Source organism: Sphingomonas sp. NFX23, assembly GCF_049887795.1.
Lineage (GTDB): Bacteria > Pseudomonadota > Alphaproteobacteria > Sphingomonadales > Sphingomonadaceae > Sphingomonas.
The window spans coordinates 51,428-73,077 of sequence record NZ_JAGEKH010000002.1 but is presented as its reverse complement, the minus strand read 5'-3'; the positions used below and the strand labels follow the sequence as shown (position 1 = coordinate 73,077).

Annotated in this window: 25 protein-coding genes; 12 read left to right on the top strand and 13 right to left on the bottom strand. The window is 65.7% G+C overall.

What is annotated here, in order from left to right:
* Nucleotide 1: 1 nt before the first annotated feature.
* Nucleotides 2-484 carry a UPF0262 family protein gene (locus J4O76_RS04135; RefSeq protein WP_353467793.1) on the bottom strand — a complete coding sequence of 161 codons (483 nt, stop codon included), beginning with the start codon at nucleotides 482-484 and terminating at the stop codon, nucleotides 2-4.
* Between the two features lie 99 nt (nucleotides 485-583).
* Between J4O76_RS04135 and J4O76_RS04130 the strand changes: the two genes are divergently transcribed.
* Nucleotides 584-2,074, top strand: coding sequence for a replicative DNA helicase (locus J4O76_RS04130; RefSeq protein ID WP_056050676.1), 1,491 nt, complete (start codon nucleotides 584-586; stop codon nucleotides 2,072-2,074).
* Between the two features lie 165 nt (nucleotides 2,075-2,239).
* Here J4O76_RS04130 and J4O76_RS04125 read toward each other — a convergent pair whose 3' ends face one another.
* From J4O76_RS04125 to J4O76_RS04095, 7 genes are all read right to left on the bottom strand, one after another.
* Nucleotides 2,240-2,992 carry a phosphoadenylyl-sulfate reductase gene (locus J4O76_RS04125; protein WP_426280453.1) on the bottom strand — a complete coding sequence of 251 codons (753 nt, stop codon included), beginning with the start codon at nucleotides 2,990-2,992 and terminating at the stop codon, nucleotides 2,240-2,242.
* Nucleotides 2,985-3,425: a DUF934 domain-containing protein gene (locus J4O76_RS04120; protein ID WP_056050673.1), complete on the bottom strand. Its 441-nt coding sequence runs from the start codon at nucleotides 3,423-3,425 to the stop codon at nucleotides 2,985-2,987. Before J4O76_RS04120 ends, J4O76_RS04125 begins: the two co-directional genes overlap by 8 nt.
* Entirely contained in the window at nucleotides 3,418-5,049 is a 1,632-nt protein-coding gene (locus J4O76_RS04115; protein WP_426280452.1) for a nitrite/sulfite reductase, read from the bottom strand. The genes J4O76_RS04120 and J4O76_RS04115 overlap by 8 nt, the downstream gene beginning before the upstream one ends.
* A gap of 1 nt (nucleotide 5,050) precedes the next feature.
* The gene (locus J4O76_RS04110) at nucleotides 5,051-5,347 is read right to left on the bottom strand and encodes a DUF2849 domain-containing protein (protein ID WP_426280451.1); all 297 of its coding nucleotides are present in this window, start codon (nucleotides 5,345-5,347) and stop codon (nucleotides 5,051-5,053) included.
* Nucleotides 5,344-6,135, bottom strand: a complete 792-nt coding sequence (gene cobA, locus J4O76_RS04105; RefSeq protein WP_426280450.1) for a uroporphyrinogen-III C-methyltransferase — start codon at nucleotides 6,133-6,135, stop codon at nucleotides 5,344-5,346. The genes J4O76_RS04110 and cobA overlap by 4 nt, the downstream gene beginning before the upstream one ends.
* Before the next feature lie 248 nt (nucleotides 6,136-6,383).
* The gene (gene astD, locus J4O76_RS04100) at nucleotides 6,384-7,796 is read right to left on the bottom strand and encodes a succinylglutamate-semialdehyde dehydrogenase (protein ID WP_426280449.1); all 1,413 of its coding nucleotides are present in this window, start codon (nucleotides 7,794-7,796) and stop codon (nucleotides 6,384-6,386) included.
* A 36-nt stretch (nucleotides 7,797-7,832) separates the two neighbouring features.
* Nucleotides 7,833-9,194: a protein adenylyltransferase SelO family protein gene (locus J4O76_RS04095; protein ID WP_426280448.1), complete on the bottom strand. Its 1,362-nt coding sequence runs from the start codon at nucleotides 9,192-9,194 to the stop codon at nucleotides 7,833-7,835.
* Between the two features lie 37 nt (nucleotides 9,195-9,231).
* Here J4O76_RS04095 and J4O76_RS04090 point away from each other — a divergent pair, with 37 nt between their 5' ends.
* The 3 genes from J4O76_RS04090 (at nucleotide 9,232) to J4O76_RS04080 (ending at nucleotide 12,164) form a co-directional block, all read left to right on the top strand.
* Nucleotides 9,232-10,113 carry an alpha/beta fold hydrolase gene (locus J4O76_RS04090; RefSeq protein ID WP_426280447.1) on the top strand — a complete coding sequence of 294 codons (882 nt, stop codon included), beginning with the start codon at nucleotides 9,232-9,234 and terminating at the stop codon, nucleotides 10,111-10,113.
* A gap of 59 nt (nucleotides 10,114-10,172) precedes the next feature.
* Nucleotides 10,173-10,931 (top strand): SDR family oxidoreductase, encoded by a 759-nt coding sequence (locus tag J4O76_RS04085; protein WP_426280446.1) that lies wholly within the window; start codon nucleotides 10,173-10,175, stop codon nucleotides 10,929-10,931.
* Nucleotides 10,932-11,054: 123 nt separating this feature from the next.
* On the top strand, nucleotides 11,055-12,164 hold the full coding sequence (locus J4O76_RS04080; RefSeq protein ID WP_426280445.1) for a glycosidase: 1,110 nt from the start codon (nucleotides 11,055-11,057) through the stop codon (nucleotides 12,162-12,164).
* A gap of 53 nt (nucleotides 12,165-12,217) precedes the next feature.
* Here the strand turns inward: J4O76_RS04080 and J4O76_RS04075 are convergent, their stop codons facing one another.
* Complete coding sequence (locus J4O76_RS04075; RefSeq protein WP_056063078.1) at nucleotides 12,218-12,574, bottom strand: hypothetical protein; 357 nt, start codon at nucleotides 12,572-12,574, stop codon at nucleotides 12,218-12,220.
* A 93-nt stretch (nucleotides 12,575-12,667) separates the two neighbouring features.
* Nucleotides 12,668-12,808, bottom strand: coding sequence for a hypothetical protein (locus tag J4O76_RS04070; RefSeq protein WP_426280444.1), 141 nt, complete (start codon nucleotides 12,806-12,808; stop codon nucleotides 12,668-12,670).
* On the opposite strand from J4O76_RS04070, the gene J4O76_RS04065 reads away from it, so the two are divergent.
* The 4 genes from J4O76_RS04065 (at nucleotide 12,807) to J4O76_RS04050 (ending at nucleotide 16,770) form a co-directional block, all read left to right on the top strand.
* Entirely contained in the window at nucleotides 12,807-13,955 is a 1,149-nt protein-coding gene (locus J4O76_RS04065) for a glycosyltransferase (RefSeq protein WP_426280443.1), read from the top strand. The two genes, J4O76_RS04070 and J4O76_RS04065, sit on opposite strands and share 2 nt — an antisense overlap.
* A 69-nt stretch (nucleotides 13,956-14,024) precedes the next feature.
* On the top strand, nucleotides 14,025-15,428 hold the full coding sequence (locus tag J4O76_RS04060; RefSeq protein ID WP_056063082.1) for an NAD(P)H-dependent flavin oxidoreductase: 1,404 nt from the start codon (nucleotides 14,025-14,027) through the stop codon (nucleotides 15,426-15,428).
* 290 nt (nucleotides 15,429-15,718) lie between these two features.
* Nucleotides 15,719-16,357 carry a LysE family translocator gene (locus J4O76_RS04055; RefSeq protein WP_426280442.1) on the top strand — a complete coding sequence of 213 codons (639 nt, stop codon included), beginning with the start codon at nucleotides 15,719-15,721 and terminating at the stop codon, nucleotides 16,355-16,357.
* A 167-nt stretch (nucleotides 16,358-16,524) separates the two neighbouring features.
* On the top strand, nucleotides 16,525-16,770 hold the full coding sequence (locus tag J4O76_RS04050; protein ID WP_133019121.1) for a hypothetical protein: 246 nt from the start codon (nucleotides 16,525-16,527) through the stop codon (nucleotides 16,768-16,770).
* Between the two features lie 143 nt (nucleotides 16,771-16,913).
* Here the strand turns inward: J4O76_RS04050 and J4O76_RS04045 are convergent, their stop codons facing one another.
* The gene (locus J4O76_RS04045; RefSeq protein ID WP_093399163.1) at nucleotides 16,914-17,105 is read right to left on the bottom strand and encodes a hypothetical protein; all 192 of its coding nucleotides are present in this window, start codon (nucleotides 17,103-17,105) and stop codon (nucleotides 16,914-16,916) included.
* A gap of 89 nt (nucleotides 17,106-17,194) precedes the next feature.
* Nucleotides 17,195-18,193, bottom strand: a complete 999-nt coding sequence (locus J4O76_RS04040) for a 2-hydroxyacid dehydrogenase (RefSeq protein ID WP_426280441.1) — start codon at nucleotides 18,191-18,193, stop codon at nucleotides 17,195-17,197.
* A 115-nt stretch (nucleotides 18,194-18,308) separates the two neighbouring features.
* Between J4O76_RS04040 and J4O76_RS04035 the strand changes: the two genes are divergently transcribed.
* Complete coding sequence (locus tag J4O76_RS04035) at nucleotides 18,309-18,809, top strand: SH3 domain-containing protein (protein WP_426280440.1); 501 nt, start codon at nucleotides 18,309-18,311, stop codon at nucleotides 18,807-18,809.
* Nucleotides 18,810-18,892: 83 nt separating this feature from the next.
* Here the strand turns inward: J4O76_RS04035 and J4O76_RS04030 are convergent, their stop codons facing one another.
* On the bottom strand, nucleotides 18,893-20,086 hold the full coding sequence (locus tag J4O76_RS04030) for an acetyl-CoA C-acyltransferase (RefSeq protein WP_426280439.1): 1,194 nt from the start codon (nucleotides 20,084-20,086) through the stop codon (nucleotides 18,893-18,895).
* Nucleotides 20,087-20,174: 88 nt separating this feature from the next.
* Here J4O76_RS04030 and J4O76_RS04025 point away from each other — a divergent pair, with 88 nt between their 5' ends.
* Genes J4O76_RS04025 through J4O76_RS04015 form a run of 3 tightly spaced genes read left to right on the top strand, consistent with a single transcriptional unit; the run spans nucleotide 20,175 to nucleotide 21,605 of the window.
* A complete protein-coding gene (locus J4O76_RS04025; RefSeq protein WP_426280438.1) occupies nucleotides 20,175-20,426 on the top strand; it encodes a hypothetical protein in 252 nt (83 codons plus the stop codon).
* Nucleotides 20,419-21,174 carry a prepilin peptidase gene (locus tag J4O76_RS04020; RefSeq protein ID WP_426280437.1) on the top strand — a complete coding sequence of 252 codons (756 nt, stop codon included), beginning with the start codon at nucleotides 20,419-20,421 and terminating at the stop codon, nucleotides 21,172-21,174. Before J4O76_RS04025 ends, J4O76_RS04020 begins: the two co-directional genes overlap by 8 nt.
* Entirely contained in the window at nucleotides 21,171-21,605 is a 435-nt protein-coding gene (locus J4O76_RS04015; protein WP_426280436.1) for a hypothetical protein, read from the top strand. The genes J4O76_RS04020 and J4O76_RS04015 overlap by 4 nt, the downstream gene beginning before the upstream one ends.
* The last annotated feature ends 45 nt before the right edge of the window (nucleotides 21,606-21,650 follow it).

Here is a 21,650-nt window from a genome sequence, read left to right as displayed (position 1 = left end):
TCTAGTTGCGAATGTGGAGGACGCAGATCAGCGTGAACAGCCGTCGCGCAGTGTCGAAATCGACCTCGATCTTGCCGTCGAGACGCTCCTTGAGCAGCTCGGCGGCTTCGTTGTGGACGCCGCGGCGGGCCATGTCGACCGTCTCGATCTGCGCCGGGGAGGATTGCCGGATCGCCTGGTAATAGCTGTCGCAGATCGCGAAATAATCGCGGATCGGCCGGCGGAACCGACCCAGCGCGAGCACCAGCGTCTCGAGATGCGTGTCGTCCTCGCGGTGGATATGGATGCCGAGGCGTCCTTCCTCCGACTGGAGCTTGATCTTGTACGGCCCCGTATAGCCGTCGGCATAGGCACGCTGCGGGGCGAAGTGATTGCCCTCGATCAGGTCGAAGATCGCGATCCGCCGCTCCTGCTCGACGTCAGGCGAACGCCAGCCGAGACTGGTCTCGTCGAGTTGCACGTCGATGATCCGCGGGTCGGCCATACCGGTTCGATAGCGGCGGACATTCGCCCTGTCACTTATCCCCAGCATTCCGGCGCGAGCGGCTTGGACGAGGACCCGTCCATCGCGTAGGTGCAGGGGATGGCAACTCTCGCATTCCCCGTTCCCGCGGTCCCCGAACCGCAGCAGCTTCCCCGCAACGTCGAGGCCGAGGCCGCGATGCTCGGTGCGATGATGATCGACAACCGGCTTGCCGACGATCTCGTCGACAAGCTCGAACCGGGGCATTTCTTCGAACCCGTCCACGGCCGGATATTCGCGGCGATCAAGACGCTGCGCGGCAACGACATGCTGGTGACGCCGGTGACGCTGCGGCCGATGTTCGATGCGGACGAGGGTATGCGCGAGTTGGGCGGGCCGGCGTATCTGGCTGGGCTGACGGGCAGCGGTGCAGGCCTGATCGGCGCGCGCCAGTTCGCGCAGCAGATCTATGACCTCGCGATGTTGCGTGCGCTCGTGTCGGTCGGCCGCACGCTGGTCGATCGCGCGATGGATACCTCCGAGGAGGTCAATCCGCGCGCGCAGATCGAACTGGCCGAGGAGGAGCTGTTCAAGGTCGCGGCGGATGGCGGTTCCGAGAACACGGTGAAATCGTTCGCGCAGGCGACGACCGCGGCGGTCAAGATGGCCGAGCGCGCACTGAACTCTGGCGGCAATCTGTCGGGTGTCACCACCGGCATCGATTCGATCAACGCGAAGATCGGCGGCATGCATCACAGCGATCTCATGATCCTCGCCGGCCGCCCGGGCATGGGCAAGACGTCGCTCGCCACCAACATCGCGTTCAATGCGGCGCGGCGCTGGATGCGCGACATGGCCGACGGGATCGCGCCGAAGGATTCGGTCGGCGCGAAGGTCGCATTCTTCTCGCTGGAAATGTCCGCCGATCAGCTCGCGACGCGTATTCTCGCCGAGCAGTCGCAGATCAGTTCCGAATCGCTCCGCATGGGTAAGATCAGCCGTACCGAGTTCGCGCAGCTCGCCGCTGCCGCTGCCGAGCTGGAGAATTTGCCGCTGTTCATCGACGATACCGGCGGTCTGTCGATCGGTGCGTTGCACACGCGCGTGCGCCGGTTGCAGCGTCGGCATAACAACGAGATCGGGCTGGTGGTGGTCGACTACCTCCAGCTGCTGTCGGGCTCGGGCAAGAGCAAGGACGGCAACCGCGTCCAGGAAATCTCCGAGATTTCGCGTGGGCTGAAGACGCTGGCGAAGGACCTCAACGTGCCCGTGCTGGCGCTGTCGCAGCTTTCGCGTGCGGTGGAATCGCGCGAGGACAAGACGCCGATGCTGTCGGATCTTCGCGAGTCGGGGTCGATCGAGCAGGACGCCGACATGGTCTGGTTCGTGTACCGCGAGGATTACTACGTCGCGTCGAAGGAGCCGAAGCGACCGGCGGAAGGGGATAGCTCGAAGATCTTCGAGGACCATGCGTCGTGGGCGGCGGAGATGGAGCGGGTCTACGGCTTGGCGGAGTTGATCATCGCCAAACAGCGCCACGGTGCGACCGGCAAGGTTCGGATGAAGTTCGATCCGACGATTACGAAGTTCTCGGATCTAGCGGAGTATTGAGTGTCTGAGTCCCTCGCCCCTTCGGGGAGAGGGAAGGGGCCCGCGGCTCTTGCCGTGGGAAGGGAGAGGGGAGTGTGGCTGGGGACGTCGCATCCCAACTCCCCTCTCCCTTCCGTCGCCAAGTGGCTCCTCCCTCCCTCTCCCCGTAGGGGCGAGGGAATTGGATCAAATCATCGGATCGTAGTCGGTGGGGGCGTGGATGCCGCATTCGACCTTGTCGAAACTGCGCCACCGACCAGCGCGCGGGTCCTCGCCGGGGGCGACTTTGGTCGTGCAAGGCGCGCAACCGATCGAGAGATAGCCCTGAGCCTCCAACGGATGCCGCGGCAATTCATGCTCCGCGAAATACGCGTCGAGCTTGGCCTTGTCCCAATCCGCCAGCGGGTTGATCTTCAGGCGGCCCTCGTCCTCCTCGAACCGCGGCAAGGCAGTACGGGTCCCCGACTGAAACCCCTTCCGCCCCGAAATCCAGGCATCGAACGGCGCCAGCGCCCGCCGCAGCGGCTCGACTTTCCGCAGATCGCAGCAGCCATCTGGATCGTACGACCACCGCAACCCCGTCTTGTCCTTGATCGCCAGCAACCGCGGATCGGGCCGGAACACGCGCAGGTCCGTGAACCCTAGTCTCTCCGCCAGTTCGTCACGGTACGCCAAGGTCTCCCCAAACATCTTCTGCGTATTCGTGAACACCACCGGCACATCGACATCGACCTGCGCGACCATGTGCAGCAGCACGGCCGACTCCGCGCCAAACGAAGACACCGCCGCGATCCGCCCGCGCAACTCGTCGACCAGCAGTTCGAACAGCATCTCCTGTGCGGAGACGCCTTCGAACCGCTCCTGCATCGCCATCGCATCGGCGCGCGTGAACGCCGGCGTGACGTCGATCATGTCGAGTTGGCGCGCGGGCTCACCCATGGCGCAGCTTCCACACCGGCACCGCGCCGTCCGCCGCCTTCTGGTACGGCGTATCGTAGCGCTCCAGACTCGCGCGCAGCACGTCGATATCGATCGGCGCCTGCGGTGCGAAGCTGTCGAACCCGCACCGCCGCATCAGCGGAATCTGGTCGACCAGCACGTCACCCTGCGCACGCAGTTCGCCGGTATAGCCCGCCTCGCGCAGGATCCGGGCGGACGAATAGCCACGCCCATCGCGGTAGCCGGGGAAGCTCACCTCGATCAGCGCAAGCTGGTCGATCTGCGGCAACAACGCACGTGCGTCGTCGCCCGCTTCCAGGCGAACGGCGGCCGCGTTGCTCTGCCCGATGAACGAATCGAGCGTCACCGCAGGCTCGTCATGCGGCTCGTCGTCGCGGAAGCGGAGCAGCGTCTGGTCCGGATACTCAACCATAGATCGCCTCCTTGAACGTCTCGAAGCCGACGCGGCGGTAGGTGTCGAGGAAGCGCTCGCCGGGATCGCGGACCTGAAGGTACCGATCGGTGACGCGCTCGATCGCGTCGACCACGCCATCCTCGGAGAAACCGGGCCCGGTGATCTTGGCGAGGCTGACGTCCTCCGCGCCCGAGCCGCCGAGCGAGAGCTGGTAATTCTCGGTACCCTTCTTGTCGACGCCGAGGATGCCGATGTGACCGGCATGGTGATGCCCGCACGCGTTGATGCAGCCGCTGATCTTGAGCTTCAGTTCGCCGAGATCGCGCTGCCGATCGAGGCTGCCGAAGCGAGTCGCGATCTTCTGCGCGAGCGGGATCGATCGCGCGTTGGCGAGGCTGCAATAGTCGAGGCCGGGGCAGGCGATGATGTCGCTGATCAGGTCGAGATTGGCTTCGGCGAGCCCTGCCTCGTTCAGCGCGGTCCAAAGGTTATGAAGGTTACGCCTATGAACGTGTGGCAGGACGATGTTCTGGGCGTGCGTGACGCGCAGTTCGTCGAAGCTGTAGCGCTCGGCGAGGTCGGCCATCAGGTCGATCTGGTCGGCCGAGGCGTCGCCGGGGATGCCACCGACCGGCTTCAAGCTGATCGTTACGATAGCGTAACCATCCTGCTTGTGGGTGCGGACGTTCTGGTCGAGCCAGACGGCGAAATCGGGGTCGCTGCGATCGATGTCCGTGCCAGCGTCCGTGTCGAACGCTGGCGCACCGAAGTGGCTCGTGATGCGCTCCAACTCAGCCCGCGGGGGATCGAGCCCAAGGCCCTTCACAGCGGTGAACTCCTCCTCGACCTGGCGGCGATATTCGTCGGGGCCGATCTCGTGGAGCAGGATCTTGATCCGCGCCTTGTAGATGTTGTCGCGCCGGCCATAGCGATTGTAGACGCGCAGGCACGCCTCGAGATAGCTCATCAGATCGTCGGCGGGGACAAAGTCGCGGATTTCGTGGCTGATCATCGGCGTGCGGCCCATGCCGCCGCCGACGAAGATCTTCGCGCCGAGCTCACCGTCGCGGACGTGCAGCCCGATGCCGATGTCATGGAGCCGCATCGCCGCGCGATCCTCGTTCGCCGCGATCACGCAGATCTTGAATTTGCGCGGCAGGTACGTGAATTCCGGGTGGAACGTCGACCATTGGCGGATCAGCTCTGCCCAGGGTCGCGGGTCGGCGACCTCGTCCGCGGCAGCACCGGCGAACTGATCCGAGCTGATGTTGCGGATACAATTGCCCGAGGTCTGAATGGCGTGCATCTCGACCGTCGCCAATTCTTGGAGGATGTCCGGGGTCTGGTCGAGCTGGATCCAGTTGAACTGGATGTTCTGCCGCGTGGTGAAGTGGCCGTACCCGCGATCATACTTCCGCGCGATGTGGCCGAGCATCCGCATCTGCCGCCCGTCAAGCGTCCCGTACGGCACCGCAACGCGCAGCATGTACGCGTGCAATTGCAGGTAAAGCCCGTTCATCAGCCGCAACGGCTTGAACTGGTCCTCGGTCAGCTCGCCCGAAAGGCGGCGGCGGACCTGGTCGCGGAACTCGTCGACGCGCTGGTCGACGATCGCCTGGTCGTATTCGTCGTATTTATACATGTCAGATTACCCAGCTGCCGGCGTTGGGGTCGGCGGGTTTGAGAGTCAGGTCGGGCCGCATCGTGGGCCCGAGAGCGCGGATGCGGTCCTTGATGTGGGCGGGGCGGGGGCCGTCGTCGGTCAGCGTGGCCTCGATCAGATACGGCACGTTGACGCGGCGCGCGCCTTCCTCCGCCTGGAGGATGGCCTCACCCGCGACGCCGACATCGGCAGCGTCCTCGATGTGGCGCGACCAGCCATTGCCGGTCCACCAGACAACATCGCCGGTGGGAAGGTCGTTTCCGGTCAGCAGCTTCATGCGGCGGCGTCCTCTGCTACGCGGGCCCAGCGGGCGAGTTTGTCTTTGGCGTCCGACAGTTCGACGACCTCGCCGACGACGATGATCGCGGGGCTTTTCACCGCCTCGCGCGCTACCATGGCGCCGAGATCGGCGAGTAGCGTCCGGATCGCACGGCTGCCCTGCAACGTGCCGCGTTCGAGCACGGCAACGGGCATGTCTGGTGCGACGCCGTCGGCCATCAGCTTGTCGGCAATCTCGGTCGCGGTGGCGATGCCCATGTAGATCACGAGCGTGCGGCCCTGGCCGGCGAGCCCGGACCAGTCCTGCTCGGTCAGCCCCTTGCACTGGCCCGCGACGAAGCTGACTGCGCTGGAATGATCGCGGTGGGTGAGCGGCAGCATGGCTTCCGCAGCGCAACCTAGTGCAGCCGAGACGCCGGGAATGACTTCGACGGGGAGACCGGCAGCGCGAACCGCCTCGACCTCCTCGCCGCCGCGGCCGAACACGAACGGGTCGCCACCCTTGAGCCGGATGACGATCGCGCCGGTCTTCACGTGCGCGATGATCAGCGCGTTGATCGCCTCCTGCGGCAGCGTGTGGCGCGCGCGCTGCTTGGCGACCGAGATGCGCTGAGCCCCCGGCGGCGCGATGTCGAGCACGCGCGGATCGATCAGCCCGTCATGCACGACGACGTCGGCAGTCTTCAGCGCCTCGACAGCGCGAACGGTGAGGAGTCCGGGATCGCCCGGGCCCGCCCCGACGAGGATGACGCGCCCGCGGGCGGTGGGGTCTAGGAGGCTTGCCATGCGACCGGAGATGGGCGGATGGGCGCTGCGCTGCAACCGAATGATGCTTTGGCGGGAGGTAGGATTGCTTTTGCGCTGGTAGATCAAGGTGGCTGTCGGCGAACCGGACGATCCTCACCCGCCAGGGGGAGGTGGCGCGTAGCGACGGAGGGGGAGGACACGGAAGAGGCGTAATCGCTTACCTCCCCCTCCGTCTGGCAAGTGCCAGCCACCTCCCCCTGGCGGGGGAGGATCAGATTATGAGGTGATCAGCCGTCGGCAAGTCCGATCCCAATCGACGCACGCGCGCTTTCGGACTCGCTGCTGACCACCGGATACGCGCAGTAGTCGGCTGCATAATAGGCGCTTGGGCGGTGGTTGCCCGACCAGCCGATGCCGCCGAACGGCGCGCCGCTCGAGGCACCATTGGTGGGCTTGTTCCAGTTGACGATGCCGGCGCGGATGTTCGCCCAGAAGCGGTCGTAGAGCGCGGGAGTCTGGCTGATCAGCGAGGCTGACAGGCCGTAGCGCGTGTTGTTCGCCTCGGCGATCGCGGCGTCGAAATCGTCGACGCGGACGACTTGCAGGATCGGGCCGAACAGCTCGATATCGGGGCGGTCTGCGATATCGGTGACGTCGATCAACGCGGGTTTCAGGAACGGCAGGTCCCCGACCGGGCGTTCGAGATGGCGGATCGGGCGGCCACCGCGCGTGAGCAGTTCGAGGAAGCTCTCGGTCAGCTGCTCGGCGGCTTCGTTGTCGATCACCGGGCCCATGAACGGGGCGGGGTTGGCGTGCGGTTCGCCGACGATGATCCGGCCGACCATCTTGTCGACGGTCGCGATCAGCGGGTCATAGAGCTTGGTGTCGACGATCAGTCGCCGCGCCGCGGTGCAGCGCTGACCGGCGGTGGTGAAGGCCGACTGGATGATCAGGATCGCCGCGGTGTGCAGATCGGGCGTGTCCCAGACCACGATCGGGTTGTTGCCGCCCATCTCGAGCGCGAGGATCTTCTCGGGCTTGTCGGCGAACGCGCGATTGAGCGCGAGGCCGGTGCGTGCCGAGCCGGTAAACAACAGGCCATCGATATCTGGATGTGCGGCGAGTGCCTTGCCCTCGTTCGGGCCACCGATCACGAGACGGATGCATTCGGGCGGTACGCCGGCGGCGCGGAAGCATTCGACGAGGAACGCGCCGACGGCAGGGGTCTTTTCGGATGGCTTGAAGACGACTGCGTTGCCGGCGATCAGCGCGGGGACGATGTGGCCGTTGGGCAGATGTGCGGGGAAGTTGTACGGCCCGAGCACGGCCAGCACGCCGTGCGGCTTGTGGCGGACGGCGATCCGCGATCCCATCGTCGCTTCGAGGCGGCGTTGCGCCGTGCGGTCAGCATAGGCGCTGACCGAGATGTCGACCTTGGCGATGACCGTCTCGACCTCGCCCCGTGCTTCCCAGATCGGCTTGCCGGTTTCGCGCGCGATCAGGTCGGTGAACGCGTCGTTGCGCTGGCGGACGATGTTCGCGAAACGCCGCATCGTCTCGATCCGGAAGGCGAGTGGTTTCGACGCCCAACTCGACCAGCCGGCGCGCGCGCAGGCGACCTCGGCATCGACGTCGCCGATCGGATGGCGCCAGAGGACCGCGCCGGTGGCTGGCTCGTAGGAGATGATCTCGTCGGACATGGTGCCGCTCTTGCCCCAAATCGGGTTTGATTCCAATTAATCGGCCAGTGCCTGGCTCATGCCGCGGATCACGGCCACTTTTGCATTTAGTGCTGTCCAATCGTCGTGCTCGGCGATCGGGACCCAAATCGCTTCGACCTCGTCGATGAGCATGCTGCAGGGCTCGCCCGACCAATAGGGGTGCGAGCGGTCTTTCCGGGGTTCGTAGGACGCGAGTGCGGCGCGGACTTCGGCCCAGGGTTCGTCGTAGGTGCCGGGCAGATCCCCACCGAATGCGTCGAAGAAGAACCGGTCGATCCCGACGCCGGAGGTGCGGAGCGCGCGTTCGGTGGCCTGGACGAGGTCGCGGTCGGTATCGGGATCGCGCGGGCGGACGCCGAGGCGCCAGAGGATCGCCTCCGTGACTTCCGATTGATAGCGCGGACCGAACTGGTCGAGCGCCGCCACCAGCGGGTCGCTCTCGGCTATCTGGCGGAGCGCAACGGCGAGTTGCATCACGTCCCAGTGGATCGCCTCGGGCTGGCGACCGAACGCGTAGAGTCCTTGATGGTCGAAATAGGCGGCGGTGAACGCCGGGTCCCAGGTCGGGGCGAAGCGCCACGGGCCGTAGTCGAAGCTCTCCCCAGTGACGTTGATGTTGTCGGAATTGAGCACGCCGTGGACGAACCCTGCCGCCATATAGCGTGCGGCGAGACGCGCGGTGCGGCCGACGACGAGGCCGAGCAGGCGGACCGGATCGTCGCTGTCCTCGTCGTAGAGGTTGCGCAGCGTGTAGCCGACGAGCTTGCGTAAGGCGGCTTCGTCGCGGTGGTAGGCGAGACGCTGGAAGCTGCCGATGCGGACGTGGCTGTGATTGAGGCGGACGAGAACCGCCGAGCGCGTCGGGCTTGGTTCGTCGCCGCGTTGGAGTTCCTCGCCGGTCTCGATCAGCGACAGCGTCCGCGAGGTGGGGACGTTGAGCGCTTCGAGCAGCTCCGTCGCGAGGATTTCGCGGACACCGCCCTTGAGTGTGAGGCGGCCGTCGCCCGCGCGGCTCCACGGCGTCTGGCCGGATCCCTTGGTACCTAGGTCCATCAACCGGCCTCGGTCATCCCGCATCTGCGCAAAGGTGAAGCCGCGGCCGTCGCCGAGATCCGGATTGTAGTTGCGAAACTGATGGCCGTGGTAGCGGAGCGCGACCGGCTGGGGGAGCGTGCCGGGGAGCGGCTCGAACCGGCCGAAATGACGCGTCCATTCGTCGTCGGTGAGCGTGTCGACCCCGATCTGCGCGGCGGCGCGATCGTTGCGGAAACGGGTTCGCGTCTCGGGGAAGTCGGCGGGCGCGACGGGGTCGAAGAAGCCGTCGCCGAGGTCGAGGAGCTTTGCTTCGGGGCGATAGGCTTGCGGGGAGATGGGCATGCGGCGATATGGTGGCCGCTACCCGAAGGACGCAACCATGGCCGCTTACGAAAACCTCTATTGGTGGTCCAACGACGGGCTGAGACTGCACGCGAGGGACTATCCGGGCGGCGCGGAAGGCCAGCCGCCAATCATTTGCATGCCCGGCCTGACGCGGAATGCGCGCGATTTCGATGCGCTCGCGGCCAGGCTGGCAGGGCGCTGGCGCCTGATCGCGGTGGACTTTCGTGGGCGCGGCGAGAGCGCGTATGCGAAAGACCCGATGTCGTACGTCCCGCTGACGTACGTGCAGGACGTCGAGGCATTGCTGACCGACCAGGGTATCGATCGGTACATCGCGTTCGGGACGTCGCTGGGCGGTATCGTAACGATGCTGATGGCTGGGCCATCGCGGGGCCGGATGGTGGCGGCGCTGCTCAACGACGTCGGGCCGGAGATCGATGCGCAGGGGCTGTCGCGGATCCGCGGCTATGTCGGCAAGGCGAGCGTCTTCCCGACCTGGATGCACGCCGCGCGCTGCGTTTCGGAGAACAACGCCGACGTCTATCCCGACTGGCAGATCGAGGATTGGCTGGCGATGGCCAAGCGGCTGTACCGACTCAACAGTTCGGGGCGGATCGTGCTCGATTACGACCTGAAGATCGCCGAGCCGTTCCGCGTGCCGGGGAACGAGGCGGGGCCGGATATGTGGCCGGCGCTGGCGTCGTTGCGCGACGTGCCGACGCTGATCGTCCGCGGTGGACGCTCGGACCTGCTCTCGGCGGCGACGGCGGAGCGGATGGCGGCATCGCTCGATCAGGCCGAACTGGTGACGGTGCCGGGCGTCGGCCACGCGCCGACTCTGAGCGAGACGATGCTGCAGGAGCCGATCGACCGGTTGCTGGCGCGCGCGCTTGAGGGGGCGGCGATCCGCGCTTAGGGACATCCGGCTGGGACTGCGCGTTTGGCGTCGACCTTACTGACAAGCCGGGAAACTCGATGACCGAACGCGCCGACCTCCACACGACCGCCCGCCCGCTGAAGGGCCGTCGCGCGATCATTACCGGGGGCACGACCGGGATCGGCCGGGCGATCGCGGTGATGCTCGCGGCGAACGGTGCCAAGGTCTATATCTGTGGGCGCGACGAGCGGTTCCTGGCCGATGCGCTGACGCACATCCGCGAAGTCGGCGAAGGCGACGGGATGATCACCGAACTCGCCGACCCCGACAAGGTCCGCGCGTTCTTCGATGCGGGCGAGGCGTATCTAGGCGGGTTCGACATCACCGTCATCAACGCCGCGGTAGCGGCCGGTGGCCTTACGCAGATGAGCGAGGACGAATTGCGCTACGCGATCGCGGTCGATTTTACCGCGTACCTGCTCAGCGCGCATCATGCGGCGCACCGGATGACGCCGATCGGCGACATGGTCATCATCGGCTCGCTCAGCGCGCATATACTTGGGCCAAGCTCAACGGTGTATGCCGGGATCAAGTCGGGTATCGCGGGTTTTTCCGAAGCGTTGCGGCGCGAACTGGGGCCGAAGGGTATTCGTGTGTCTCTGGTCGAGCCGGGCAAGGTCGGGTCGGACATGCAGTATCCCGACGTGCCCGACGACAAGCAGCGCCAGATGATCGAGGCGGAGCAGATGCTGCGCGGCGAGGACATCGCGGCGGGGGTCGAGTTCGTGCTGACGCAGCCGACCCGGACCGTGATCCAGCAGATCGTGATCGTCCCGCGGGCGCTCGAGGGGGAGTAATCCCTTCTGTTCTCCCGCGAAGGCGGGAGCCCAGGGTCACTGGGAACGGCGTTTGTGGCTCCTGGGCCCCCGCCTTCGCGGGGGAACAGCCAGAGCGCTGAGGTAACCACTTAGGAGGCTTCCATGTTCGACCAGCTCGTCTTCACCCCCGCCGACATCGATCTGTCGCGCTCGCCACTGGCGGGGAAGGTCGGCGCGGAGACCTATGTGCTCGGTGCGTTCAATCCCGGGATGACGCGGCTGGCGAATGGCAATTTGCTGTTGATGGTGCGCGTGGCGGAGGCGCTTAAGCAGCCGGTCAAGAACGGCAACGTCCATGCGATCCGCTGGGAAGACGGCGCGTATGTGCTCGACGCTTGGCCGCTGACGATGGTGGATACCAAGGATCCACGCAAATTCCTGATCCCCGGCGGCGGGTGGAAGGTGATGGCGCTGACGTCGCTGTCGTGGCTGCTGCCGGTCGAGCTCGAGCCTGAGGGCCGCTCGGTGGTCGCGGTGCATTACGACAAGGCGATCGCGCCGCGGACGTCATACCAATGCTACGGCGTCGAGGATGCGCGGATCTCGAAGGTCGGCGACCGCTATCTGATGACCACCTGCTCGGTCAGCCCGGAGCGGCATTCGACGACGCTATATTCGTCCGCTGATGCGCTCGACTGGCAGCTCGAGGGGATCGTGCTCGATCACCAGAACAAGGACATGCTGATCTTCGAAGGGCTGATTGACGGGCAGTACTGGGCGCAGACCCGCCCGCTCGGCGACCTGTATTTCGCCTATCCGCCGGGCAGCGAGTGGCGCAGCGGACCGTCGATCAACCTGTCCCGGTCTCCGGACGCGCTCCATTGGAAGCCGCATGACAAGCCCGGCATCCGGCCGCATGCGGCCACCGTCTCGACCGCGCGGATGGGCGGCGGCGCGCCTCCGATCCTGACCGATCGCGGGTGGCTGACGCTGTGGCACGGGGTGGAGCCATCGGGCGTGGTCGGGATTTACCGGACGTACTGGTCGATCCTCGACAAGGACGATCCCTCGATCACGGTGGCGACCGAGCATGCCGCACTGCTGGAGCCGAACCCGGCGCTGACCGAGCCGTTGAAGGACAGCATGTACCTCGACAACGTCGTCTTCACGACGGGCATCGCCGACGCGGGCGACTTCTACGTGGTGGTCAGTGGTGAGGCGGATCTGGCATGCCGGATCACGCACATCGCCAAGGAAGTGTTCGCAGGCTGAGCGCTAGCCCGGAGGGAGGACGCGGTGCGCAGCCTCCCTCCTGGAAAGTCGGGTCAGCAGCGGCCGAACGACTTCGAAACGACGACATGGCCGGCGACCGAGATCGTGACCTTCACGCCGGTAGGGATGCCCCATGTCGTGCAGATGTCGAGGCAAGCCTGCGCTGCGGTTCCGCTGGGGAAGATCGACGGAATGGGCAGGCAGATCGAGCCGAACCCTAGTGGCAGATTGACGCAGACCTGTCCGTTGTTAACCGTGACGCTGATACACCCGCCGGCTAGTACCAAGGCGCCGCCATTGGAAACGTCGGTCTCCGCACTAACCGAAGCAATATTGGCCGACTTTGCATGTTGCGCAGCGGCGTCGAGAGCACTCTGGATCTGTTTTGGGTCGAAATCATAGGCAGCCATGACGGTCATCCTTTTATTGCCGGTATTCCGGTTCAGCTGTTTTACGGGCTAGGTCGCATAAGGCTCAACGCGAACATTGTCCGTTTCGCTTGGCTATCGATGCAAAGACTTGGATGAATGGTCCGATTCGACGGCAATACTGTACCGATGCAGATTGTGTTGCCAGCGCTCGCGCACGGTAAGTCCGCACGCGCCCTTGAAAGCGCTCGCGAAAATCGGCATCGCGTCGGCCATGGCCGCTCCCGTCAACATCCTCCACCTCCACTCCTCGTTCGACCTAGGAGGGAAGGAAGCGCGCGCGGTTCGGCTGATGAATGCGTTCGGCGATCGCGCGAAACACACCATCGTGTCGGGCGTGCCCGATGCGCTGAGCGCGCGGGACTCGATCGCGAAGGGGGTGCGCTACGAGATCGCGCAGAACCCGCCGCCGCTGACGGGCAAGCCTTCGGTCGCGCGCTACGAGGCGATAGCGCAGTATATGCGGCGGTTCGATCTGGTGCTGACGTACAACTGGGGCGCGATCGACGGGGCAATGGCGCGACGGGCGTTCGCCAAAGGCGCGCCGCCGCTGGTGCATCACGAGGATGGGTTTAACGCCGACGAGGCGAACGGGCTCAAGATCGAGCGCAACATCTACCGGCGGCTCGCGCTGGGCGCGGCGCATGCGCTGGCGGTGCCGTCCGAGGTGCTGGAAGGCATCGCGCTGAAGACGTGGAAGCAGCCGCGCGAGCGGGTCCACCGGATCGTCAACGGAATCGGCACCGCCTATTACGCGCAGAAGCCCGAACCCAAGGCGATTCCGGGATTTACGCCCAACGCAAAGGAAGTCGTGATCGGCGCGCTGGCGGGCCTTCGAGACGTGAAGGACCTGACTGCGCTGGTGCGTGCGGTCGGTGGCGTTTCCGGGCGGGTTCGCCTCGTGATCGTCGGGGAGGGGCCGGAGCGCGCGAACATACTGCAGGCCGCTGCGGCGATGGGGATGGCGGACAAGCTGGTACTGCCCGGATTCCTCGATCGGCCGTACCGCTATATTGGCCATTTCGACATGCTGGCGCTGTCGTCGCGGAGCGAGCAGTTTCCGATCTCGGTGGTCGAGGCGATGGCGGCCGGCTTGCCGATCGCGAGCTACCCGGTCGGCGATATCAGGCGAATGGTCTCGCCGGAGAATTTGCCGTTCGTGACCGAACTCCCCGGCGAAGTGCGATTGCGCGACGCGTTGCAGGCGCTGGTCGCCGATCCCGTGTTGCGCGCCTCGGTCGGCGCCGCGAACCAGGCCAAGGCGCGGGCTGAATTCGACGAAGCGGTTATGATCGCTCGCTATCGTGCGTTGTACGAAGACGCACTCGGACGGCCTGGCGTACTAGGCGAACTACTAACCTAGGTCGTAATATTGCTCGCGCGTTGCGTCCTTGCGATATAGGGGGCCGTATTTTCCGGGAGAGGTGACGTCGTGTTCAAGGGCCTGAAGCCTATCGTCTATAACGGTCGGGAAGTCTGGCCTCTGGTTGAGGGCGGCAAGGGCGTCGCCGCGACCAACCACGCGTCGGCCGGCGCCTGGGCTGCGGCCGGGGGCATCGGCACCGTCTCGGCAGTCAACGCCGACAGCTACGATCCCGAAGGCAAGATCATCCCGCAGGTCTATGCGGCGCTGACACGACGCGACCGGCACGAGGAGCTCGTTCAGTACGCGATCGAGGGCGCGGTCCAGCAGGTCGAGCGCGCGTACGAGATCGCTGACGGCAAGGGCGCGATCAACATCAACGTGCTGTGGGAAATGGGCGGCGCGCAGCGGATCCTGCACGGCGTGCTCGAACGCACCCGCGGCAAGGTGGCCGGCGTCACCTGCGGTGCGGGCATGCCGTACAAGCTGTCCGAGATCACTGCGTCCTACGGCGTCAGCTACCTGCCGATCGTCAGCTCCGGCCGTGCCTTCCGCGCGCTGTGGAAGCGCGCCTATTCGAAGGCAGCCGAGTGGCTTGCCGCGGTGGTGTACGAGGATCCGTGGCTTGCAGGCGGGCATAACGGCCTGTCGAATGCCGAGGACCCGTTGAAGCCGCAGGACCCGTATCCGCGCGTGAAGGAACTGCGCGACGTGATGCGCGAAGGCGGCATCAGCGACGACGTGCCGATCGTGATGGCGGGCGGCGTCTGGTATCTGCGCGACTGGAACGACTGGATCGACAATCCCGAGCTCGGCACGATCGCGTTCCAGTTCGGCACGCGGCCCTTGCTGACGCGCGAGAGCCCGATCCCGCAGGGGTGGAAGGACGCGTTGACGCAGATCGAGGAAGGCGATGTGCTGCTGCATAAGTTCTCGCCGACTGGGTTCTATTCGTCGGCAGTGCGCAATCCGTTCCTGCGCTCGCTGGAAGCACGCTCCGAGCGCCAGATCGCGTTCTCGACGCAGGAGGCTGGCGATCATGTGTTCCAGCTCGACGTCGGCGTGAAGGGCAAAAACTTCTGGGTGACGCGCAACGATTTGCTGCGTGCGCGGCAGTGGTTCGGCGAGGGCTACACAGATGCGCTGAAGACGCCGGACAACACGCTGGTGTTCGTCAGCCCGACCGAGAAGGGCATGATCCGCAAGGACCAGGCCGACTGCATGGGCTGCCTGTCGCAATGCTCGTTCTCGAGCTGGGCGGATACCGAGACTAACTCGACCGGACGCCTCGCCGACCCACGCAGCTTCTGCATTCAGAAGACGTTGCAGGACATCGCGCACGGCGGGGACATCGACCAGAATCTGATGTTCGCGGGCCATGCGGCGTATAATTTCAAGAAGGATCCGTTCTATTCGAACGGGTTCGTGCCAAGCGTCGGGCAGCTGGTCGACCGGATTTTGACGGGGGATTGAGGCCTTTCCATCAGGCCGGGCCTCAGGGTCGCTCGACTTGTCCGGGCACCGTTCTGTCCAGCGGTGCACCTCCCCGGCGAAGGCCGGGGTCCAGGTGGAGAGGTCGCAGTAACGGAGCTCTGCGTGACATAGCAGCGTCCCCTAACTGGACCCCGGCCTGCGCCGGGGAGGTGAAGCAACTGCTGACAACGTCTCGATAGACACTTTAAGTCTACCGAGGTCCTGAGCCGGAACTGCCGAGTTGTGGCGCTAGCTTGCGTTTTTCAGTAGCTGAGCGAGTAGAAACAACAATGACTCTACACGCCTGGTGGTTGTTCGTAGTCGCGGTGTTCCTGTTATGCGGGACGCCCGGACCAAACATGCTGCACGTCATGACGCGCAGCATTGCCTTCGGTGCGCGGCGGAGCGTCGCGGCGATGGCGGGGTGCCTGACCGCGCTGGTGCTCGTGCTGGCGGCGTCGGCAGCAGGCGTGTCCGCGTTGCTGGCGGCGTGGCCGCGGGTGTTCGATGCGCTGCGCTATGGCGGCGTTGCGTATCTGATATTCCTCGGGATTAAGGCGTGGCGCGGGGCGGGGGCTCCGATCGACGTCGGCGACGATACGTCGCCGGTGGCACTTCCCCCGACCGTATCGGCGTGGCGGCTGTATCGCGGCGGGTTCGTGATCGGGATCAGCAATCCCAAGCTGCTGTTGTTCGCCGCCGCCTTCCTGCCGCAGTTCGTCGACCGCGCGTCACCGCAGGCGCCGCAGTTCGCGATACTCGTCGTGACTTTCGCGGTGGTCGAGAGCTTTTGGTACGGCGTGTATGCAGCCGGTGGGCGGACGCTCGCGCGCTATCTGACGCGCCCGGCGTTGCGGCGCGCCTTCGACCGTGTGACGGGGGCGATCTTCGTCGGGTTCGGTCTTGCTTTGCTGCGGGTGCGAGCATAGCCAAAGCATGCCGCGCCATTGCCGTTCGGAGCGATAGCGCGCATAGTGGAGGCATCGCGGCGCTTCGTACGGGCAGGCTGCGACTGAGAGATGCTTTGCGCTCCCGCTCCGAGCCGGGAATGCCGCATGACGATCTATTCTTTCTTCGTGATCTCAGGGGCCGCATCGTGACGACGGGCACCGAAACGGTCGTGCCGATCTCGCGCGCCGTCAACGTCAGCGTTGAACAGCCTCAGGTCGTTGCGATGTGCAAGAAGCATGACGCGATCATCAGTGCGATCGAGACGCTGCCATCAGGTGGCACGCGCGTCGTGCTGATGAACAGTGCCGATGCCGCGAAGATCATCAAGGCGTTCGGGTCGAAGGTTCTGACCGGGAACGTCGCGCGAACACATTGGATGCGCGCGGTTTAAGATCGCTGCGATCCTCCCCCGCCAGGGGGAGGTGGCTGGCCCTTGCCAGACGGAGGGGGAGGAAAGGACAACCTTTGTTCCGCGTCCTCCTCCTCCGTCACCTTCGCTGACACCTCCCCTGGCGGGGGGGGATCGTCCATCGATCAGTCGGCGACAGTGCCGACGACCGCGCCACCAGCGCCGCCAACGGCTGCGCCCTTCTCGACGCTACCACCGGTCGCGGCGGCAACGCCTGCGCCACCGGCTGCACCGATGCCCGCGCCCTTGAGCGTCGAGCATGCGCTCATCGAGACGGCGGATGCGACCAGCAGGGCGGAAACGGCAAACTTCTTCATCTTGGATACTCCTGTCTCTCCGGGGGTATCCAACAAATGCTGCACCGCGGCATCGGTTCCAAATCTTGATTTAGATTGTATCGACGGGTTCAGACCCACCCGTCGAGCACCTGATCCGGCGGGCGATGGCCATCGGCCCACATCCGGATATTCTGGATGACGCGCTCGCCCGATGCCATTCGCCCCTCGAGCGTTGCGGAGCCCATGTGCGGCAGCATCACGACGTTGGGCAGAGCAAGCAATCGCGGATCGATCACCGGCTCGTGTGCCCAGACGTCGAGACCTGCGCCCGCCAGCTTGCCCGCCTCCAGTGCATCGACCAGCGCACCTTCGTCGACGATCCCGCCGCGCGCCGCGTTGATGAGGTACACGTGCGGCTGCATAAGGCCGATCCGGCGGGCGTCGATCAGGTCGCGGCTATCGGCATTCAAGGGCGTGTGGATCGTGACGATGTCGACCGCCCCGAGCATGTCGTCGAGCGATGCGTGGAAGGTGGCGACCAGTTGCGCCTCGCGGACCGCGGGCAGGCGGGTGCGGTTATGATAATGGATCGTCAGCCCGAACGCGCGCGCCCTCAGCGCGACCGCCTGGCCGATCCGTCCCATCCCAACGATCCCGAGCGCCTTGCCGCCGATTCGATGGCCCAGCATGCCGCCCGGGCTCCAGCCGTTCCACTGGCCGGACCGTACCAGCTTCTCGCCCTCGGCCAGCCGCCGCGGTACCGACAGGATTAGCGCCATCGTCATATCGGCGGTGTCCTCGGTGAGCACTCCCGGCGTGTTGGTGACGATGATCCCGCGTGCGCGTGCCGCCTTCAGGTCGATGTGGTTCACGCCCGCACCGTAGTTCGCGATCAGCTTCAGACGGTCGCCCGCGCCGGCGATCAGTGCGGCGTCGATGTCGTCGGTCACGGTCGGCACGAACACGTCGCAATCGGCCATCGCCGCGGCGAGCTGGTCGCGGTCGAGCTTCACATCGGCGCGGTTGTTCTGCGTGTCGAACAGCGCCTCCATCCGATCCATCAGCGTATCGGCCAGCTCGCGGGTGACGACGACCTTGGGGTTCGGACAGCGGCGTGTGTCGATCATGCGACCGGCTTGGCGAAGGCGCTCGTGCCCGTCAACGTTCCGTCAACGTCGGGGCCGCAACTTCGGTTGAGGAAAGCGGTTGGTCGCGATAGGAGTTCGGCTCGCCAGTTAGGACATGACCATGCGCATTCTCGCCGCCGCGCTTTCCGCTCTTGTTGCCGCTGCGCTGGTGCCCGACCCCGTGGCGGCTGCCGACGCGACGAAGAAGAGCGTGCCCTATTACGCGTCGATCTCGGCGTCGCGCGCGCGGATGCGGACCGGGCCGGCGCGGACGTATCCGGCGAGCTGGCTGTATCAACGCCAGGATCTCCCGATCAAGGTGGTCGCGATCTTCAAGGAATGGCGCAAGGTCGCTGATCCCGATGGCACGGAAGGCTGGATGCAGGCGAACCTGCTCAGCGGCACGCGCACCGCGATCGTCCACGGCGCGGGGCCGGTGGAGATGCGCGAGAAGCCCGTCTCGTCCGCCAAATTGCTTTGGCGCGCAGCGCCGGGCGTGGTCGGGCGGCTGAGCCAGTGCGGCAATGGCTGGTGTAGAATGGACGTGAAGGGGCAGGCGGGGTTTGTGCAGATCGGTGGTCTCTGGGGTGTCGAGGCCGGTGAGGCTCTGCCGTGAGTGTTTGAGGGGGCTTGATGATGGCGTAATGTGGACACCGACCAACCCCCGCCCCCCCTTTTAGGGAGGGGGAGGTCAGCGGATCAGTTCATCAATTCCACCGCCATCGCAGTCGCCTCTCCGCCGCCGATGCAGAGCGAGGCAAGCCCGCGTTTTTGGCCAGTCGTCTCCAACGCCGAAAGCAACGTCGCCAAAATCCGCGCGCCGCTTGCACCGATCGGATGGCCTAGCGCGCACGCGCCGCCGTGGATGTTCACCTTGTCGTGCGGCAAGCCAAGGTCGCGCATCGCGATCATCGCGACGACGGCGAAGGCTTCGTTGACCTCGAACAGGTCGATGTCCGACGCCGACCAGCCGGCCTTTTCCATAGCCTTCCGCATCGCGAACACCGGCGCGGTCGTGAACAGGGCCGGGGCGTGGGCATGCGCGGCGTGTGCAACGACGCGCGCGATCGGAGTAATGCCAAGGCGCTCTGCAACGCTCGCACGCGTCATCACCAAGGCGGCAGCACCGTCGGAAATCGACGAGGCATTGGCGGCGGTGATCGTGCCCTCCTTCGAGAAGGCAGGCTTCAACGTCGGGATCTTGGCGACGTCGCCCTTCGCCGGCTGCTCGTCGAGCGAGACCGTGGTAGTGCCCTTCCGCCCCGCAATATCGACGGAGACGATCTCGCGGTCGAAAGCGCCGGACTTCTGCGCGGCTTGTGCCCGGTGCAGCGACTCGATCGCGTAGTCGTCCATCTGCTGGCGCGTGAACTGGTATTCGTGCGCGGTGTCCTCGGCGAAATTGCCCATCAGCTTGCCGGGTTCGTACGCATCCTCGAGCCCGTCGAGATACATGTGGTCGTACATCCGGTCATGCCCGATCCGCGCGCCGCCTCGGTGGCTCTTGGAAAGGTACGGCGCGTTGGTCATGCTCTCCATGCCGCCCGCGACGAGCAGGTCGACCGACCCAGCCGCGAGCGCATCGGCGGCTAGGATCGCCGCCTGCATCCCCGAACCGCACATCTTGTTGACCGTCGTCGCCTCGACGTGATCGCCGAGCCCGGCGTTGATCGCAGCCTGTCGCGCCGGCGCCTGGCCGAGCCCGGCGGGGAGCACGCAGCCCATGTAGATCCGCTCGATCTCGGCCGCCGAAACGCCCGAGCGCTCGACCGCACCGCGCACCGCATCGGCGCCAAGCTGCGTCGCGGTCGCGCCGGCAAGCGCACCCTGGAACGACCCCATTGGCGTACGTGCGTAGGACAGGATGACGATAGGATCTCGATCGGCGGCCACTTCACTCTCCATATATTCTTCTGCCCCCGTATCTGGGGTTGATGTGCGGCAATACAAAGCACCGCGGGATGCGCCTAGACCTCCCGTCATGGAAACACTCATCACGACGCTCAAATGGTGTGCAGCAGGGTCGGGGGTGATCGCCGCCTTCATGGTGTCGCTCGATTTCGGGCGGCGCGTGACGGGGTGGGGGTTCGTGCTGTTCGTTGCCTCGTCGATCGCGTGGCTGAGCGGTGCGGCCTTGACCGGGGACTGGGCGCTGGGCACGCAGAACATCGTGTTGTTCGGGATCAACCTCCTCGGCGTGTATCGCTACCTAGTGCGGAAAACAGGTGTCTGAGGCTGCGTTCTGGGCGGTGCTGCTGGGCGTGCTCGGGGCGATCATCGGCAGCTTCGTCGCGGCGCTGGTGACGCGCTGGCCCGACGGGCGATCGGTGATGCAGGGGCGCTCGGCGTGCGATGGCTGCGGGCGGACACTCCGCGCGGTCGAGCTGGTGCCGTTGGTGAGTGCGCTCGTCCTGCGCGGTCGGTGCCAAGGATGCGGCGTTGCGATCAGTCCGGTGCACTGGCGGATCGAGTTGGCGGGGTTGGCGATCGGCTTGGCAGCGGGGATCGTCGCACCGGGGACGGTCGGCATCGCCGGCGCGGTGTTCGGATGGCTGTTGCTGGCGTTGGCAAGCCTCGACCTCGTCGCATTCTGGCTGCCCGATCGGCTGACGATCCTGCTGGCTGCGACCGGGCTCATTGGCGCCGCGCTTGGTATCGACCCGCCGCTTCAGGAACGGCTGATTGGCGGACTCGCCGGGTTCGGGACGCTGTGGCTGGTCGCGGTCGGCTATCGGCGCATACGTGGCCGCGACGGGATGGGCGGCGGCGATCCCAAGCTGTTCGGAGCGATCGGACTGTGGCTCGGGTGGCAGATGTTGCCCGCCGTATTGCTGATCGCGAGCATGATTGGGCTCGGCGTCGTCCTTGCCGCACACCTCAAGGGACGCAGCATGGCAGCGGACACGGCGCTTCCATTCGGCGCGTTGCTGGCGATCGCGGCTTATCCCGCGTGGCTGTTCATGATAGGCGTGACGCCATGATATCGCTCGCTCTTATGCTCGCGCTGCAAGCCGCGACGCCTGCGCCAGCTGCCAATTCAGGTCCGGGCCCCCTCGGCGCGATCGGCCAGCAGAAGCTCCCCGCGAAGGGATGCGCCGCGTATCTCTGGAGCATGGACGCCGGTCGGCAACTCGTCGCGATGGCCACCGCCGACCCCGCGCAGATCCGTCTCGCGATCGACGGCAAGACCAATGACTACGCGATGACGACCCAGTCGCCCGCGATCGGCTTCGGCTTCGGCGGCGTCACGCAATATCGCGGCGGCGACGTGACCGCGACGCTCGATATGGCGGTCGCGGTCCGCGCCGACATCTCCGCAGGCGCGACCGTGACGTCCGCGACGCTACGGATCGACCGCCCCGGACGGGATACTGTCGTCATACCGGTCGGTGGCCTAATCGGCTGTGTCTGAGGTTAATTTTTGTGAAACCAAGCCGTCCTATGTGCGTTACGTGGA